10 protein-coding genes, 1 other RNA gene and 1 pseudogene are annotated in these 17,642 nt (G+C 64.5%); 8 read left to right on the top strand and 4 right to left on the bottom strand.

The genetic code is table 11. The features are described from left to right. The first annotated feature begins 27 nt into the window (after positions 1-27). Positions 28-2,049: a XopX family type III secretion system effector gene (gene xopX / locus XpruCFBP8353_RS08865; RefSeq protein ID WP_407071307.1), complete on the top strand. Its 2,022-nt coding sequence runs from the start codon at positions 28-30 to the stop codon at positions 2,047-2,049. 247 nt (positions 2,050-2,296) lie between these two features. Beyond that, complete coding sequence (gene xopX, locus XpruCFBP8353_RS08870) at positions 2,297-4,513, top strand: XopX family type III secretion system effector (RefSeq protein WP_133125637.1); 2,217 nt, start codon at positions 2,297-2,299, stop codon at positions 4,511-4,513. A gap of 87 nt (positions 4,514-4,600) precedes the next feature. On the opposite strand, the gene XpruCFBP8353_RS08875 is transcribed toward xopX (XpruCFBP8353_RS08870), so the two are convergent. Then, positions 4,601-4,676, bottom strand: a non-coding RNA gene (locus XpruCFBP8353_RS08875) — sX9 sRNA. A 75-nt stretch (positions 4,677-4,751) separates the two neighbouring features. After that, positions 4,752-5,525: pseudogene (locus XpruCFBP8353_RS23920) on the bottom strand (IS5 family transposase); the annotation flags it as partial. A gap of 228 nt (positions 5,526-5,753) precedes the next feature. On the opposite strand from XpruCFBP8353_RS23920, the gene xopX (XpruCFBP8353_RS08885) reads away from it, so the two are divergent. Then, entirely contained in the window at positions 5,754-7,961 is a 2,208-nt protein-coding gene (xopX, locus tag XpruCFBP8353_RS08885) for a XopX family type III secretion system effector (RefSeq protein WP_101362890.1), read from the top strand. A 257-nt stretch (positions 7,962-8,218) separates the two neighbouring features. Here xopX (XpruCFBP8353_RS08885) and groL read toward each other — a convergent pair whose 3' ends face one another. Then, positions 8,219-9,859 carry a chaperonin GroEL gene (gene groL, locus XpruCFBP8353_RS08890; RefSeq protein WP_101362891.1) on the bottom strand — a complete coding sequence of 547 codons (1,641 nt, stop codon included), beginning with the start codon at positions 9,857-9,859 and terminating at the stop codon, positions 8,219-8,221. 147 nt (positions 9,860-10,006) lie between these two features. After that, positions 10,007-10,294, bottom strand: coding sequence for a co-chaperone GroES (locus XpruCFBP8353_RS08895; RefSeq protein ID WP_003483210.1), 288 nt, complete (start codon positions 10,292-10,294; stop codon positions 10,007-10,009). A gap of 431 nt (positions 10,295-10,725) precedes the next feature. Here XpruCFBP8353_RS08895 and XpruCFBP8353_RS08900 point away from each other — a divergent pair, with 431 nt between their 5' ends. From XpruCFBP8353_RS08900 to accB, 5 genes are all read left to right on the top strand, one after another. Further along, positions 10,726-12,534 carry an endonuclease gene (locus XpruCFBP8353_RS08900; protein WP_101362892.1) on the top strand — a complete coding sequence of 603 codons (1,809 nt, stop codon included), beginning with the start codon at positions 10,726-10,728 and terminating at the stop codon, positions 12,532-12,534. Positions 12,535-13,119: 585 nt separating this feature from the next. Next, entirely contained in the window at positions 13,120-13,443 is a 324-nt protein-coding gene (cutA, locus tag XpruCFBP8353_RS08905; RefSeq protein WP_101362893.1) for a divalent-cation tolerance protein CutA, read from the top strand. Positions 13,444-13,458: 15 nt separating this feature from the next. Further along, positions 13,459-15,786, top strand: a complete 2,328-nt coding sequence (locus XpruCFBP8353_RS08910) for a protein-disulfide reductase DsbD family protein (RefSeq protein WP_101362894.1) — start codon at positions 13,459-13,461, stop codon at positions 15,784-15,786. 820 nt (positions 15,787-16,606) lie between these two features. Next, positions 16,607-17,053 (top strand): type II 3-dehydroquinate dehydratase, encoded by a 447-nt coding sequence (aroQ, locus tag XpruCFBP8353_RS08920; RefSeq protein ID WP_042821192.1) that lies wholly within the window; start codon positions 16,607-16,609, stop codon positions 17,051-17,053. A 98-nt stretch (positions 17,054-17,151) separates the two neighbouring features. Further along, a complete protein-coding gene (accB, locus tag XpruCFBP8353_RS08925; RefSeq protein WP_101362896.1) occupies positions 17,152-17,637 on the top strand; it encodes an acetyl-CoA carboxylase biotin carboxyl carrier protein in 486 nt (161 codons plus the stop codon). Positions 17,638-17,642: the final 5 nt, after the last annotated feature.

The following is a 17,642-nucleotide window of genomic DNA, read 5'->3' on the forward strand; positions in this document are numbered from 1 at the left end:
CGAGTCAGCAATGGAGCGCGTAGTCATATGCACAAGCCGTCTATATCGTCTGCACCTGTCTCATCGTCCGTGCCCCCGATTTCCGTCGAGAGCGAGCCCGTACTCCCGACGACGGTCGCCCAGGACCAGCCCTCCCCTACCCAGGAAAGTTCCGAGCTTGCTCACCTCACTCCCCGACCAAGCAGGTCGTCTTCTCAAGCATCCTCCGTACAGGCCCAGTCGACCCTGACCGATGGAGCATCCCCAAGCCTCCTTTCCAGAGTCCGCTCCAGTGCCGCTAATGGCATGCAAAAGCTCACCAGCTCGTTGTCCTCGGGCGCGGTCAATCTTTACTCGCTTGTGGATCTGCGCACGATGCTACAAATACACGCACACGATCCCGAATTCCTGGCGATTCTGCAGGGGGAAGACCTGGAGCAGCCGATGCAGCATACCTTGGCATCGTGCCGGCAACAGATAGACGAACTCGAAGACCTCATCACGCCTGCGCGGGCGCCGGGTCTGACCGAGCATCACCGCAAGCAGTTACTGAGCGACATCAAGGCAGTGAAAGACGCCCTTCAGCCGCTAGGTCATAGCGCACCTAAGGCGATCCGAGCCTTGAAATCGATCGGCAACCTAGTCAATTTATGGCCCGTGCTGGTTCCAAGCCCACTGCTCGCCAAGCAGGCGAAAACCTTCGCCTTCACGATGTCTACCGCCACCAAGGGCGTGCTCGCCGTTTCGATGTCCGCACTGCGCCCCACCGCTGACGGGTACCCATTTGTGTTCTCCAATGGCCAACTGGGTCGCGATGCGAACGAATGGCACCTCTACAACGGCCTGATCAACACGCTTTTTCTGGGCAACGAACTTGCGAAGAACAAATTCGGCAATGAAAGCTCCAAGAAGCAAGCCGCGGCGGTAGGCGACAGCATCGGCTACGGCGCCAGCGTATCGGTGACGTTTACAGCCATCATGCTGACTCCGTTCCTGTGGAGCAGCCTCAGCAAACTCGGCAACAAGGTTCTGGACCAGACAGCGGGCCTGAGGGCGGGTCTCGCGCAGTCGGTTGGCCTGAATAACGCAGCGCAAAGCGTGCGCAACCGACTGACCCCATCCCGGATCAGTGAGGAACTGCGTGCGCAACTGCAGGATATCCGCGCGCATCTGGACGCCTCAAGCGATGCGTTCAAACAGGCGCGCCAGGATTTTGTCGGCGACCCAAGCGGAAAGGAATTGACCAGAACAGTCAATGGACAATGCACGCATCTGCTGGAGACGCTGGACAGGTGCAGCAAACGTCTGGCAAGCACGCTGCAGCTCGAAGGCAACCAGACATCGAGTCTCCCACGTGAACTGCACAACCATGATTTTTCCTCCAAGTTGGCATTGATGATACTGGCCACCACCGTGACTGGTTCCACCGTGTACTTCGTGCAACCGGATCGATTGGGCACGCTTAATCTGTTGAGCGACACCATGATCGTGACGGCGGTGATGGCACAGTCGGCGTGGAACAGGCTGGCCACACGTCAAGACGCCATGGACCGCTTCAAAGCGATGTGTGGAGGCAGCATGGTCATCGCGCTTGCGTTGGGTGCCGACAAACTATCCAAGGTACTGAACGACGAGAGTCTGATCGAGGGGTCGCCCAACGCACAGTTCTATGCTGGAGCCATCATGTCGCTGATGGCGGTCACCATGCCGGGACCGATCGCACGCGGCGCAGAGCTGACGATGAACTGGGTAGGAAGCAGTCTGTTGCGGCGTTTTACCGGCCCGGACGGAACCGAACTCGCGACACGGACGCCCACCTCCTTCCAGGACATGCAGGAGCACATGCAAGCCACCGCCCAATATGTAGAAGGCCTTGACCCAGAGCAACGGGAGCACTACGCCAGAGGGGTCGGCGAGAACGTTGCCCAAGCGATCCAGGCAGCAGCGAGCCAAACGCCGCCGCAGGCACCACAGAGCAGTGTGACCATTACCGAGATAGAAGAGACCGGGTCTGCCGCCATGCCTGAGCATTCCTCGGCCACAGACGCGGACCGACCACGCCCCAAGTAAGCACCTTCAGCATGCGCCGGATCTAAAAGCAGAACGGATGCGGGTGCCAAGCCGGTTAGCAGGCATCCGCTCCGTCATCGCGCCGTATTGGCATGAAGATATGAAAAAAGATGCATCAAACACGCGGCCGCTGCTTCTTTCTGCAGCGCAGCGTTTCGTGCCATCGCTTGGGAGCGGGCGACCCTGTTCGGATCATGACAGCACGCAAGAGTGAATATTTGCTGCTTACCTCACCAGGAACCAAGTCATGAAGATCCAACAGCCAACGACCGCACACTCTTCTTCGGCGGACACGTTACACGAGCAGGTGTCTGCCGAAAGCGGCGGCGAGATACAACCATCGGCATCGCCGCAGGCGATGCCGGTCTCAGCCGCCCTGGCTGCACTTCCCTCTCGCCGTGCCAGCACCTTCGCTGGCAGGGCAGCAAGCCACGCAGCGAACGCGGAGCCAGCGCCACCCCAGCCGCCTCGTTCCGCCACTGCTACGCAATCGACCGCCAGAGGGCTCGTCGCACGCGCGGGTTCGGCACTGGCAAGCGGCACACAGCACGCCACTGCTGCGGTGTCGCAGGCAGCCTCGGATCTATGGTCACTCTCTGATCTACGCACCATGCTGCAGGTCCACGCGAGCGATCCTGCATTCTTGCAGTGGGTGCGTCAGACCGATCCCGAACAACCCGCGCCGCACAGCTTGGCCCAGTGCCGTGCAACGATCACCCAACTCCGCGAGTTGCTAGTGGGAGAAGACGGGCAGCGGCTGCAGGCTGGCTTTCGTCGACAGATACTTGGCGATATCAAGGCGGTGGAAGACGCCCTGCAACCGCTGGAGCATGGGACGCCCGCACTCGGGCGGGCAGTCAAGGCGCTGGCCAGCATGGTAAATCTGTGGCGAATAGCTGTGCCAAGCCCATTGCTGGGCAACCAAGCCAAGACGTTTTCCTACACCTTTGCGTTGGCATCCAAGGGCGTGATGATGCTCGCAGCCTCGGCAGCGCGCCCAACCGCCGATGGATTCCCATTACCCCTGTTTGGCGGCCAGTTGGGGCGCGACGCCAATGAATTGCACTTGTACGCCAGCGTGTTGAATGGAATTTTTCTGGGCACTCAGATTGCAAAGAGAGTCGGCTCTCCGTCGACGCGACATCAAGCCGAATCGGTGGAAGGCAATTTAGGATTTTCCGCCGCTGCGGCAACAGCATGCGCGGCGCTGGTGATCACGCCCTTTATCTGGAGCAGCGTCAGTGCGACCGGCAATCGAGTGTATCGCCAGGCAAAAACACTAGGGGCCAGCATCACGCAGCGAGTGGGCTTTGGCACGCTCTCCCAGCAATGGCGCGCTAGCCTCACGCCCGGCCAGATCAGTATGCACTTACGCGCTCAGCTCGAAGACATCACGACGGCACTAGTGGCTGGCCGTGACGCATTCCAGCAGGCGCGCTCACACTTCAGCGACCCGGGCCAGGGGCGCGAGCTCACCCGCACCGTCAATGGGCAATGCACACATCTATTGGAGACACTCGACCGCTGCAGCAAACGCCTGCGCGATGCCCTGCAGGGTGATCAGGAGCAACCGTCATCGATCTCAAGAGAGCGGTTGAACGACGACTTCTCTTCCAAAATTTCACTCGCGCTCTTGGGCTCGGGATTGAGCGCACTGGGTGTCTACCTAGTCCAGCCAGACAAGATCGGCACCGCGGATACATTGGCCGATACGGCCATCGTGACAACGGTGATGCTGCAGTCAGCATTCAATAGAAACGCGACACGGCAGGATACGATGGAGCGCTTCAAGGCCATGTGCGGCGGCAGCATGGTACTGGCGCTCGCACTCGGCGCTGAAAAGCTATCCAAAATCGCGGCCGACAGGAGCCTCATTGAAGCATCGTCGGCGTCGCCATACTACGCAGGCTTGGTGATTGGGCTGATGTGCTTGACGATGCCGGGACCAGTCGCTCGCGGTGCGGAGTTGGCAATGAATTGGGGAGGACGTCAGTTCGCCCGTAGCTTCACCGGGCCGGACGGCACGCCGCTCGCTACCGGTCTGCCAGATACCCAGGAAGGAATGCTTGAAAGGACGCGCACCACCTTGGCGTATTTCCTGGAACTAAACTCGGAGCAGCAACAAGCCTTTGAGCGACTGGCAGCAGACGCCGCGCTACAAGCGATCCAGGATGCTGGTGCGGCGGCGCAGCCACGCGCCAGCAGCGTCACCATCACCGAAGTCGAAGATGGCACCGGCGCCGCTACGGGGCCACGCGTGCCGACGGAGGCCGGCGGCACAATGGAGCATGGGACGGTCCGGGATGCCGGTACCCACGCGCCGGGCGGATCTAATCGCGGTATCGGCAACGAGATCGAAGAAGAGAGCGACGCCACTGTGTCCGCTTCGGCGAGTAACGCTGGCAGCGTGCGCGCCTATGAGCCGGGGGACACCACCGCTGGCCACCCATCGGATCACCACTGAAACTGCAACACATGGCCGGCAAGTGCGCATTGCCAGACTGGGTGAAAGGTAACAATCCGGGCGATGCATCCTGGTTAGCCTTAGAGCGGCTAACAAAACGTAGCGAGCAGTTGCCAGGCGGGTGTGGACGGCGCGCAGGAACTGGAGTGTACGCGTGGTACATGCCGATTCCGAGCACCGGCCGCGCACGCCTGGCGGCTGCATAGTAGTGTTGTTGGCTGCTCTTAGAGCCGCTACAACCAAGGCGGAAGCAGTACGCAGATGATGGAGCAAGCAAGGGCAGCGCCAAGTGGATATCGATGCAGCGTTCAAAGCGGATGCGCAGTTTGGCCATGCCCGCGAACCAGGCATGCGTACGCTCGACAACCCAGCGATGACGGCATAATCGGTCATTGCGCCCGATTAACTTGGGTGCAATCGGCGCGACGATGCCACGCTGCTTGAGGACGTCGCGACAACGCTCGATGTCGTCGGCTTGTCGGCATGCAGTTTGCGAGGCAAGCGTTGCGGACGCCTTGGTTTTCCGGCGATTGCAGGCAACGCATCCAGCAACTCCTCCGACACGACCGAGTCGTGCCAATTGGCGTCGGTGACGCACACAGCCAAGGCACGCCGTTGCGATCGACGATCAGATGTCGTTTGCTGCCGAGTTTGCCGCGATCGGTCGGATTTTTGGCCCAGTATGTGATTCCCTCCTGGGGGGCCACACTGGCGGCGTCCAGACGTGCCTGACTCAGATCTGGCGTCTGGCCGCGTCGTAACGCGTCCAGCGGCACCTGATGCAGGCGCTGCCACACACCGGCCTCCTGCCAATCACGCAACCGGCGACAGCACGTAATGCCGCTGCATAGCCCAGCTCCAACGGCTTATTCTCCCAATGCACGGCCGTGCGCAACGCATAGACGCTGCCATGGAGGACTTCCCGATCACCGATATGCGGCCGTCGCAGCGTTGGGCGAACGCTTCATTGCAGAATCAGTGGCTCGATGCGCTTGCACAGCGCAATGGGGATCTATTTGCGATGTGTCACGTCCGCGATTTTGTCAACGACGAGGCAACATTCAGGGGGTTAGCAGCCCTTTAATGAGCCAGGAAAACTACATGAAAGAGCTGCTATGAAAACACTCGTTGTTTCTCATGACAGCGCAATATTTCGCATCAAGCGCGCATCGATATGGCGTCTGCTCGAATCATGGTCACGCACCGCAGCCCGGCCACTCCCTAACGAGGAAACCACCTCATGAGGATTCAACCACAGCACGCCGCCGAATCGTCATCCCCCGGCGCTACATCACACGAGCAAACGCGCCCCGACACCGGCGTGGCGGGACAGACATCTGCATCACCACCAGATACACCCGTCGCGGCGCCCTTGGCGGCCCTGTCTCCCCGTCGACGCGCAAGCACCTCCGCTGCCGCCACTGCGAGTCACGGGACCGTGGCAGAGCCATCCTCCAACGAAACGCCGCCCGCGGCCACGCCGGCACCATCGACCGAAACAGGACTGCTCGCGCGCGCGCGCTCGGCACTGGCAACCGGCACGCAATACACGACCGATGCGCTATCGCACGCAGCCTCCGGCCTGTGGTCGATCTCAGATCTGCGCACCATGCTGCAGGTACACGCGAGCGACCCCGCATTCTTGCAAATGGTGCGTCAGCTCGATCAAGAGCAGGCCGCGCCCCATAGCCTGGCGCGTTTGAGCGCAGCCATCACGCAGCTACGTGGGGCCATTTCAAACCCTGAAAACGGACTGGAAGAGCGCTTCCGTAACGCCTTCCTGAGCGACATCAAAGCTGTAGAAAACGCACTGCATCCGCTGGCGCACGGAACGCCGGCAACCGGTCGTGCGCTGAAGGCACTGCTCAACTTGGCAAATGCCTGGCCAGCGCTCGTGCCAAGCCCGTTCATGGCGAACCAGGCCAAGACGTTTGCGTATTCGCTTGCACTCGCCGCCAGGAGTGTCTTGATGTTGTCGGCATCCGCACTACGCCCTACCGCCGACGGGCTTCCCATCCCGATCGTTGGGGGTGGGCAGTTGGGGCGCGACGCCGACGAGCTGCATCTGTATGCCTACCTGCTTAATGGTTTGTTCCTGCCATTCGAAATCAGCAAGAAAACCCAAAATCACGCTGCGGCACATCAAGCCGAAGCATTGGAAAACAACATGGGGTTTGGCGCAGCCGCCGCAACGGCGTGCGCGGCGATGATGGTCACCCCCTTTCTCTGGAGCAGCATTAGCGCCTTGGGTCATCGCGCGCGCGACCAGGCGTCGAGGTTGCGCGCGAGCGCTGCGCACCAATTGGGCTTCACTGACTACGCGCAGCGGACGCGCGCAGGCATGACCCCCGGCCAGATCAGCGCGGAACTGCGCATGCAGCTCGACCAGATCGCAACCGTGCTGCTCAACGGCCGGGATGCATTTCAACAGGTGCGCCGAGACTTCACCGGCCCGGGCCAGGGGCATGAACTCACCCGTACGCTCAATGCCCAGTGCACCCATCTGCTGGAAACACTCGATCGTTGCTGCCAGCGCCTGAGCACTGCGCTGCAGCACGACCAGGGCCGGTCTGAGTCGATTCCACGGCAGCTGTCCAACGACGACGTTGCCTCCAAATTGTCGTTGGCCTTGCTGGGTACGGCGGTGACCGGTTCGGCGATTTACCTGATTCAGCCGGACCGGATCGGGACGGTGGATTCGCTGGCAGATACCGCGGTCGTGACGACGGTGATGTTGCAGTCGGCTTTCAACAAGAATGCGAACCGGCAGGACGCGATGGAGCGTTTCAAGGCCATGTGCGGCGGCAGCATGGTGATTGCCATGGCACTTACGGCCGAGAAACTGGCCAAGACCTTCGCCGACCGGAGCCTGATCGAAGCGTCGTCCACCTCGCCTTACTATGCGGGTGCGGTCATGTCACTGATGGCGATGACGATGCCCGGGCCGGTCGCCAACGCCACCGAGTCGGCGATGAACTGGGGTGGACGGCAGATCGGCCGGTTGTTCACCGGGCCCGACGGCACGCAGCTCGCAACCACCATTGCTTCCACGCCGGAGGAGCTGCAGGAGACGACGCATCGCACGTTGCAGTATCTGCTGCAGCTGTCGCCGGAGCACTTGCAGGCTTACGAGGAGCACGTCGCTCCAGACGCCGCGCTGCAGGCGATCCAGGACGCCAGCACCGCGGCGCGGCCGAGCACCAGCCGCGTGACCATCACCGAGATCGAGGAGGATGGCAGCGTTGCTGCGCCCATCGCAGCAACACCGGACAACAGTCCGCCACAACCGTCGACCAGCGCTGACGCAACAGCGCCGACCACCGCCGAGTTGGAAGCTTCTACGCAGAGCGATATTGCCGAGCCCAGCGCACCGACAACCCTCGACGATGCGCAGGCGCCCTCGACCCGCGATGACGCGACAGTCGGCCGTCCTTCGACGCTGCATTGACGCTGCAAGACAGGCACGCGCAGCTGCACGCCGATGATCCAGGCCGCGCCTCGCGGCGGGGCTTCCTTGGATCCAGGGCCGCTGCGATGAGATCGCACGCCATGGATGTCCTGGCGCCTGCAATGTCGTTCCAGACTGGAGTGTTCACCACGGCTGCAACCGGCACGACAATGCGCAGCGCCGCTGCATAAAAAAAGCCCCGCATCGCTGCGGGGCTCCTTTGACTGCGGTATTGCGTTCGGCTTGCGCCGGCTGGATCAGAAATCCATGCCGCCCATGCCGCCCATGCCGCCGCCGGCCGGCATCGCCGGCTCGTCCTTCTTCGGTGCATCGGCCACCATGGCTTCGGTGGTGATCATCAGGCCGGCGATCGAGGCTGCGTTCTGCAGCGCCGAACGGGTGACCTTGGTCGGATCCAGGATGCCGAATGCGACCATGTCGCCGAACTCGCCGTTGGCGGCGTTGTAGCCGTAGTTACCGGTGCCTTCCTTGACCTTGTTCAGGATCACGGACGGCTCTTCACCGGCATTGGCGACGATTTCGCGCAGCGGGGCTTCCATCGCGCGCAGGGCGATCTGGATGCCGTGGGTCTGGTCTTCGTTGGCACCGGTCAGGTTGCCGACGGCCACCAGCGCACGCACCAGGGCCACGCCGCCGCCCGGGACCACGCCTTCTTCGACGGCTGCACGGGTGGCGTGCAGGGCGTCTTCGACGCGTGCCTTCTTTTCCTTCATTTCGATTTCGGTCGAGGCGCCGACCTTGATCACGGCAACGCCGCCGGCCAGCTTGGCCACGCGTTCCTGCAGCTTTTCACGGTCGTAGTCGGACGAGGTGTCCTCGATCTGGGTCTTGATCTGGCCAACGCGGGCTTCGATCGTGGCCGAGTCGCCGGCACCGTCGATGATGGTGGTGTTCTCCTTGGAGACCTGCACCTTCTTCGCACGGCCCAGGTCCTTGATCGTGGCCTTCTCCAGCGCCAGACCCACTTCCTCGGAGATCACGGTGCCGCCGGTCAGCACGGCCATGTCTTCCAGCATCGCCTTGCGACGGTCGCCGAAGCCCGGTGCCTTGACGGCCACGACCTTGACGATGCCACGAATGGTGTTGACCACCAGGGTCGCCAGCGCTTCGCCTTCGACTTCTTCGGCGACGATCAGCAGCGGCTTGCCGGCCTTGGCCACGCCTTCCAGCACGGGCAGCAGGTCGCGCACGTTGGAGATCTTCTTGTCGTGCAGCAGGATGAACGGGTCATCCAGGTCGGCCGACTGGCTCTGCTGGTTGTTGATGAAGTACGGGGAGAGGTAGCCGCGATCGAACTGCATGCCCTCGACCACGTCCAGCTCGTTTTCCAGGCCCGAGCCTTCTTCAACGGTGATCACGCCTTCCTTGCCGACCTTCTGCATCGCTTCGGCAATGATGTTGCCGATCGATTCGTCCGAGTTGGCCGAGATCGTGCCGACCTGGGCGATCGCCTTGTCGTCGGTGGTGGGCTTGGAGATGTTCTTCAGCTCGATGACGGCGGCCTTGACGGCCTGGTCGATACCGCGCTTGAGGTCCATCGGGTTCATGCCGGCGGCCACGGCCTTGGCGCCTTCGCGGATCAGGGCCTGGGCCAGCACGGTGGCGGTGGTGGTGCCGTCGCCAGCGTTGTCGTTGGTCTTGGAAGCGACTTCCTTGACCATCTGCGCGCCCATGTTCTCGAACTTGTCGGCCAGTTCGATTTCCTTGGCGACGGAGACGCCGTCCTTGGTGATGGTCGGCGCGCCGAAGCTCTTCTCGAGCACGACATTGCGGCCCTTCGGGCCCAGGGTGGCCTTGACGGCATTGGCAAGCACGTTGACGCCACGAACCATGCGGGTACGTGCGTCTTCACCGAAACGAATGTCTTTAGCAGCCATTTGTATGTAACTCCGGAAATGGGGAATAGGGAATGGGGAATCGGTAGATCAACAGCGTGAATCGGGGCAGGGTGGGATGGCGAAGTGGGTTAGCCGCTTTGCCCATTCCCGATTCCCAACTCCCGATTCCCGGCGCATAGCGCCTGATCAGCCGATGACGGCCAGAATGTCGTCTTCGCGCAGCACCTTGTACTCGACGCCTTCGGACTTGTAGCTGCTGCCGGCGTACTGGCCGTAGATGACCTTGTCGCCGACCTTGACCACCGGCGCGCGCAGGCTGCCGTTGTCCAGGGGCTTGCCGGCGCCGATGGCGACGACTTCACCCTTGGTGGACTTTTCCTTGGCGGAGTCCGGGATCACGATGCCGCCGGCGGAAACTTCGTCGGCTTCGATCGGCTTGACTACAACGCGGTCGTGAAGCGGCTTGATGCTCATAGAGAAAGACCCTCTTAAGTGATTGATTGGTCTGGAAATTATCGGCGATGTTAGCACTCGTATGTGACGACTGCCAGCACAGCGCGCGGAAAAAACCCGACAGAGCGGGTGCGGGCCAGAGATTGTGCTGGGCGGGCGGGTTTCAAGGGCTGGGGGCAAAAAATTTTCGCCGGGCAGTTGCGTGCCAGGGCCACGAAGCGGCCGATACGCCCTGGCGCGCGTTGCCCCGCTGGCGACCGACAGCCGGGTGGGAACCGGGCTGCGCAATCGCCGGCTGCGCCTGAGACCGGCTACCGGGCTACTGGCACGCCGGACGGTGCGCACCGAGCAATCGCCGGAGCAGCCGCTCTAAAAATGGAACCAGGTTCCACCGATTGTCATGCGCACGTCTTACAGTCGGCCACGCATTCCCCGATCACAAGGAGCTGTCGATGAGGTTGCCGTCCCGTGCCCGTGTTTTCCCCTTGCGCTGGTCCCCCAGCTGCACGCTTCCCCTGGCCTGTGCGCTCGCGCTGGCCGTCCCCGCCGCCCACGCGGCGGTGTTCATCAACGAACTGCATTACGACGACGCAGGCGCCTCCGGCGACAGCGGCGAAGGCGTGGAAGTGGTGGCCACCGCCGGCGAGTCGCTGAGCGGCTACCGCATCTATCTGTACAACGGCAGCACGCCGGGTGCGGCCACGGTCTATGCCAACACGGCGGTTCCGGCCGGCAGCCTGGTCAGCTGCGGCAGCCAGGTGCGCGTGGCCACGGTCGGCTACGCCAGCAACGGGGTGCAGAACGGGCCCAACGACGGCGTGGCGCTGGTCGATCCCAGCGGGCAGCTGGTGCAGTTCCTCAGTTACGAAGGCGCCATCACCGCCAGCGGCGGCCCTGCCGCCGGCGTCACCAGCCAGAACCTGCCGGTCAGCGAGAGCAACAGCAGCGCGGTCGGCAGTTCGCTGCAACTCACCGGCACCGGCAGTGCAGCGGCCAACTTCAGCTGGGCGGGCTCGGCGGCGCAGACCTTCGGCGCCTGCAACCGCGGCCAGACCTTCAATGGCGGCGGCGGTGGCGGCACGACCGGCGCACCGACGATCACCAGCACCACCCCGACCCAGGGCGCGACCGGCTTCCCGGCGGCGGGCGACCTGAGCGTGGGCTTCAGCGAGGCGGTGACGCTGAGCAGCGGCGCCTTTGCGCTGAGCTGCGCCAGCTCCGGCACGGTGGCGCTGAGCTACCCGAGCAGTGGCACCCGCTTCAGCCTGTCGACCAACACTGCGCTGGTCGGCGGCGAGCGTTGCACCCTGGCGATCACCGCCAGCGCCATCCGCGATGCCAGCGGGCTGAGCCCGGCCGCCAACCAGTCGATCGCCTTCACCGTGGCCACCGCCAGCGGCGGCGGTACCGGTTACTACGCGCGGGTCAACACCGCCAATGCCAGCCAGCTGCGCTGTTCGCTGCACACCGTGATCAAGGGCCACACGGTCTATCCGTACAGCGGCTCGGGCACCAGCACCTGGACCATCCTGGAGATGGCCGACGAGGATCCCAACAACAGCGGCCGGATCCTGGACGCCTACCGCAACCGCAGCTACGCCAAGGGCAGCGACCGGGCCGGCACTGGGAGCGGCCTGACCTATAACCGCGAGCACACCTGGCCCAACTCGCTGGGTTTCGGCAGCGCCACCGGCGATCGCGGCCTGCCGTATGCGCCCTACAGCGACACCCACATGCTGTACCTGACCGACACCACCTTCAACGCCGACCGCGGCAACAAGCCTTACGCCACCTGCACCAGCAGCTGCGGCGAACGGGTGACCGAGGTCAACGACGGCAGCGGCGGCGGCAGCGGGCGCTATCCGGGCAATTCCAACTGGGTACGCACGCCAGACGGCAACAGCGGCACGTTCGAGGTGTGGGGCAAGCGCAAGGGCGACATGGCACGGGCGGTGATGTACATGGCGATCCGCTACGAAGGCGGCCTTGATGCGACCACCGGTCAGTCCGAACCGGATCTGGAACTCACCGACGACCGCAGCAAGATCGTGCAGACCTCGGCATCGCCCGCCTACATGGGCCTGCTGTACACGCTGCTGGCCTGGCACCAGGCCGACCCGCCGGACGATGCAGAACGCGCCCGCAACCAGGTGATCTTCAGCTTCCAGGGCAACCGCAACCCATTCGTCGATCACCCCGAATGGGCCACCGCCAGCCTGTTCACCTCGGCCAAACCGGCCAGTTGCCAGCTGGCCAACTGAGCCCCACCGGCCCGACGCATGCTGCGTCGGGCCGGTATGGCTGGAGCCGCGTTGCGCGCGTGCCAGATAGCCGCGTGCTGTCCGATGCCAGCGGCGGCAGCCGACCGGCGGCCTCTCGCCGATCGTAGCGTGGGCGCCAGCTGGCGTTGCGCGGCGGCCGATGCCGCCTGCGGCGCGACCATCGGCGTCGGCAACCGGCGCGCATGCACTCCGCAAACCGGCGTATCGCCGTGCCGGGCCTGGGGAATGGGTCGCTCCACTCCATCTTGCCGGGAGGAGCGGAGCTCGCTTGCTGATCGCGGGGTAGCCGTATGGTTCCTGCGCAAATCTGCGACTGGCGCGGAATGCCCTCAGGAACGCATCGGACAGCGGTGCATACGGCGCCGGACAGCCACCCGGCGTACGGGGTTCATCGGCGCGCGCGTGGATGCCTTCGTCGCAGCCCGGCGCATCCATTCGGCTACCCAGAGACCATCGAACCGCCACCGCACCGGCCGCCTGCAGCGCCAATCCAGCGAAGCTGACGCCGTGTTCCGGAACGCGCAGTCGCTCCCCCGCAGACAGGGGATTACACTGCCGGGCCGAATGAACGCCTCTTCCCTCCATTTGTTGTTCAGCACCTGCCCTGACGCCGACAGCGCCGACCGCATCGCGCATGCGTTGCTTGAAGAGCGGTTGGCGGCCTGCGTCACCCAGCTGTCTGGCGCGCAATCGCTGTACCGCTGGAATGGCGTGATCGAGCGCAGCACCGAAGTACAGCTGCTGATCAAGACCTGGGAGGATCGCCTGCCGGACGCCATCGCACGGCTGCGGGCGCTGCATCCCTATGAACTGCCGGAGGCGGTCGCTGTCCAAGCCAGCGCCGGGCTGCCGGCGTATCTCGATTGGGTCCGGGCCGATACCCGCTAAGGAATTCTGACGTCCATGAAGTCTCTGTCCCACTGGATCGCCCGCTGCGCGTTATTGGCCGCCCCCGTGTTCGCCGCGTCGCTGGTGGTGCTGGCGCCCGCGCCCGCGCAGGCCGCGGTGACCGAAGCCGACCTGCTGCCGGTGGACCAGGCGTTTGCGCTGAGCGCCACCGCCGACAGCCGCGACCGCATCGCGCTGACCTGGAAGATCGCGCCAGGCTATTACCTGTATCGCCACCGCATCAGCGTCAAATCCGGGCAGGGCTTTGCCGCTGGCGAACTGGCGCTGCCGGAAGGCGAGAGCAAGCACGACGAGTTCTTCGGCCAGGTGCAGACCTACCGCAAGCAGCTGCAGGCCACCCTGGCCGGGAAGGCCGACCCTGCCATGAAGACCGCTGTCCTGCAGGTGCAATACCAGGGCTGCGCCGACGCCGGCGTGTGTTATCCGCCGCAGCGGCGCGAGATCCGCGTCAACCTGCCCGCCGCCGAGGCAGCCGGTACGCCTGGCACCGCCCCGCAACGCGAAAACCTGGGTGCGCTGGTGCCGCGCAGTGCCGCCGGCCCGCGCCTGTTCGGTGCCCCCGGCCAGACCGCCGGCGTGGATGCATTGCCGCTGCCGGCCGAGCAAGCCTTCAACTTCGAAGCCATCGTCGGCGACGGCAACAGCCTGCTGCTGCGCTTCACCCCGGCGCCGGGCTATTACATCTACCGCGACCGCACCTCGCTGGCGCTGGAAGGCGTCGGCGGCGTACGTACCGGGCTGCCGCGCTGGCCGCAGGGCAAGGCCCACCGCGATGAACACTTCGGCGATGTGGTGGTGTATTTCGACCAGGCCGAAGTGACCTTGCCGCTGCTGCGCGAGCATCCCGACCCGGCACGGGTGACCCTGGTGGCCACCTTCCAGGGCTGCCAGACCGACGGTATCTGCTACCCGCCGATGACCCGCCGCGTCAGCCTCGACTTGCCGGCCGGGACGGTGTCGCCGCAAAACCAGGCGCAGGCCGCCCCGCTGATGATTTCGCCGCTGGCTGCCGGCCAGCTGCCTGTCGAACCCGCGCCTGCTGCGCCCCCCGCCAGCGCTACCGACCCGGTCGCCGACGCCTCGGCCGGCAATCCGGAGCGTACGCCGCCGCCACATACCGACAAGGGCCTGCTGGGCATGCTGGTGCTGGCCCTGCTCGGCGGGCTGGTGCTCAACCTGATGCCGTGCGTGCTGCCGATCCTGTCGCTGAAGGTGCTGGGGCTGGCGCATAGCGGCGAGAGCCGCGGCCACGCACGCAGCCACGCCATCTGGTACTCGCTGGGTGTGCTGGTGTCCTTCGCCGCCATAGGCGGGCTGGTGATCGGCTTGCGCGCAGCCGGGCAGGCCGCCGGCTGGGGCTTCCAGCTGCAGCAGCCGTGGTTCGTTGCCGCACTGGCGTATTTGATGTTTGCAGTAGGGCTGAGCCTGTCGGGCGTGTTCACGCTGGGCAGCAACCTGGGCGGCATCGGCCAGTCGCTGGCCGCGCGCAATGGGCCGCTGGGCGACTTCTTCACCGGCGTGCTGGCCTGCGTGGTCGCCAGCCCCTGCATCGCGCCATTCATGGGCACGGCCCTTGCCTACGCATTCACTGCACCGGCGCTACTGGCGATGCTGGTGTTCCTGGCGCTGGGCCTGGGCCTGGCGCTGCCGTTCCTGCTGATCGGCTTCGTGCCCTCGCTGGCGCGGCGCCTGCCCACGCCTGGCGCGTGGATGGAAACGCTCAAGCAGGTGCTGGCGTTCCCGATGTATCTCACCGCGATCTGGCTGCTGTGGGTGCTGGGCAAGCAGCGCGGTGTGGATGCACTGGCCTTGATGCTGGTCGGTGCCACCCTGCTGGCGCTGGGCCTGTGGTGCTTCGAGCGCAGCCGCTGGAACAGCAACCGCGCCGGCATGCGCCTGGCCGCAGCGATGCTGGTGCTCGCCATCGTGCCGGTAGTGGGCGTCACCCGCCTGCGCCTGCCGGCCGCCACCGCGGCCGAGGGCGTGGTGGCGTTCTCGCCGCAACTGCTGGACCGCCTGCGCGCCGACAACCGCGTGGTCTTCGTCAACATGACCGCCGACTGGTGCGTGACCTGCAAGGCCAACGAAAAGAACGTGCTGGGCAGCGCCGACTTCCGCGATGCGCTGCGCCGCGTCGATGCGGTCTACATGAAAGGCGACTGGACCAATGTCGACCCTGCCATCAGCACCTTCCTCGACCAGCACCAGGCCGTTGGCGTGCCGCTATACGTGGTCTACGGCCCCGGTGCTCCGCCGGCGATCCTGCCCACGGTGCTGACCAACGCGATCACCGAGGATGCCTTGCTGCGCGCGGCGCGGTGAGGCGCGACTTCGATGCAGTGACTGGGTCCTTGATCCACGGCCCACAGTGCTGCGCCGGAAGTCCTGCTGGCCAGGTAGACCGCGCCAGTGCCAAGGAACGCCTTGCTGCGCATGAGACGCTGGCCTTGTCCATCTGGCGCATCTAAGGCCCCAAGCGCTCAGCTGACGATCTGCAGACCTTGCTGACTAGCACCCTCGGCGAGGATGCGCTGCGGCAGTCTGTTGGTGAGTCGCCCATTCGATACACCTCATGCCTGCGATGCGCGCCAACGGGGACAGCGGAGGCGCACTGCACCGCAGGCAGTTGCATGGAACATGGCAGTCGATGGGTTCGATCGCGCTACTTGCACCCCATTTGGCGCGCGACCTTGTCGGCCCGGGGCCGCGTTGTTGATGCCCAGATCGCCACGCGAAACGCGCGTCGCCGCATGTTGCGGCGTCACCTTAAGTGCCCTCCGGCTGCGGGGAAGCCGGCACTTCCCGAACTGCTGCCAACGGCACAACATTCTGACGCCCGACAGGGGAGGATGCAGACAGCAGCGAGTCCGGCGTTGCCGCGCCGGCACCGGTGCATCTGGCGGCGCGGGCGTCACCGCTGCGCAGCGGATGAGCACGGCAACCCACCCGCTCCGCTCGCATCGGCGTGGCGTCTTTGGCAGCCGGCACTATGACCTTCTGCGCGCGCATGCCCGCCGCCGTTGGCCCCTACCAAAACCATTCAAAATTTAAAACGCTTGTTTTAAACAGACCTAAGTTCGTCGAACTGGACAGCATCGGCGACATCGCGCAGACTTCTGGCCTTTCCGCTCCGCTGGATCCCATGGCCCATCTGCTGCTGCTGCACGGCCCCAACCTCAACCTGCTCGGCACCCGCGAGCCGGAGGTCTACGGGCGTACCACGCTGGCGCAGATCGATGCAGCCCTGGTGGACCGCGCGCAAGCCGCCGGGCACGTACTGGACTGCCTGCAGTCCAATGCCGAGCACGTGCTGGTGGAGCGCATCCACGCCGCCCGCGAGGACGGCACCGCCTACATCCTGATCAACCCGGCGGCCTTCACCCATACCTCGGTGGCGCTGCGCGACGCGCTGCTGGGCGTGGGCCTGCCGTTCGTGGAGATCCATCTGTCCAACCCGCATGCGCGCGAGCCGTTCCGGCACCACAGCTATCTCAGCGACAAGGCCGACGGGGTGATCTGCGGCTTCGGCGCAGACAGCTACCGGCTGGCGCTGGAAGCGGTGATCGCGCGCCTGGAGCGCGACGCATGACACCCGCAGCACCGACCTCGGCCAGCGCGCCGGCGTCCTGACCCCATTCCCGCCGGCATCCGCCGGCACTCCCCACCGTTTCACTTCCAGAGGCCCTTATGGATCTCCGCAAAATCAAGAAACTGATCGACCTGCTTGAAGAATCCAATCTCGCCGAAATCGAGATCAAGGAAGGCGAAGAAAGCGTGCGCCTGGCGCGCGTGCCCAAGGGCACGGCGATGATGAGCGCTCCGGTGCAACAGTACGCGCCGGCCCCCGCCACGCAGGCGCCGGCTGCGGCCACCATGCCGATGCAGTCGCCGACCGAAGCGTCCACCGGCGGCGCCAAGCAGGCGGCCGCATTGCCGGAAGGCCACGTGCTGCGCGCGCCGATGGTCGGCACGTTCTACACCTCGCCCTCGCCCGACAAACCGGCCTTCGTCACGGTGGGCCAGCAGGTCAAGGTCGGCGACACCCTGGCGATCATCGAAGCGATGAAGATGTTCAACCCCATCGAAGCCGACGCTGCCGGCACCATCGTCGCCATCCTCGGCGAAACCGGCCAGCCGGTGGAATTCGATCAGCCGCTGTTTGTGATTGGCTGAGCGGC

The sequence above is a fragment of the Xanthomonas prunicola genome, from assembly GCF_002846205.1.
Lineage (GTDB): Bacteria > Pseudomonadota > Gammaproteobacteria > Xanthomonadales > Xanthomonadaceae > Xanthomonas > Xanthomonas prunicola.

What these genes read in the sequence shown, in the direction of transcription:
- xopX (WP_407071307.1), top strand. Translation starts at nt 28, where the DNA reads ATGCACAAGCCGTCTATATCGTCTGCACCTGTCTCATCGTCCGTGCCC.
- xopX (WP_133125637.1), top strand. Translation starts at nt 2,297, where the DNA reads ATGAAGATCCAACAGCCAACGACCGCACACTCTTCTTCGGCGGACACG.
- xopX (WP_101362890.1), top strand. Translation starts at nt 5,754, where the DNA reads ATGAGGATTCAACCACAGCACGCCGCCGAATCGTCATCCCCCGGCGCT.
- groL (WP_101362891.1), bottom strand. Translation starts at nt 9,859, where the DNA reads ATGGCTGCTAAAGACATTCGTTTCGGTGAAGACGCACGTACCCGCATG.
- XpruCFBP8353_RS08895 (WP_003483210.1), bottom strand. Translation starts at nt 10,294, where the DNA reads ATGAGCATCAAGCCGCTTCACGACCGCGTTGTAGTCAAGCCGATCGAA.
- XpruCFBP8353_RS08900 (WP_101362892.1), top strand. Translation starts at nt 10,726, where the DNA reads ATGAGGTTGCCGTCCCGTGCCCGTGTTTTCCCCTTGCGCTGGTCCCCC.
- cutA (WP_101362893.1), top strand. Translation starts at nt 13,120, where the DNA reads ATGAACGCCTCTTCCCTCCATTTGTTGTTCAGCACCTGCCCTGACGCC.
- XpruCFBP8353_RS08910 (WP_101362894.1), top strand. Translation starts at nt 13,459, where the DNA reads ATGAAGTCTCTGTCCCACTGGATCGCCCGCTGCGCGTTATTGGCCGCC.
- aroQ (WP_042821192.1), top strand. Translation starts at nt 16,607, where the DNA reads ATGGCCCATCTGCTGCTGCTGCACGGCCCCAACCTCAACCTGCTCGGC.
- accB (WP_101362896.1), top strand. Translation starts at nt 17,152, where the DNA reads ATGGATCTCCGCAAAATCAAGAAACTGATCGACCTGCTTGAAGAATCC.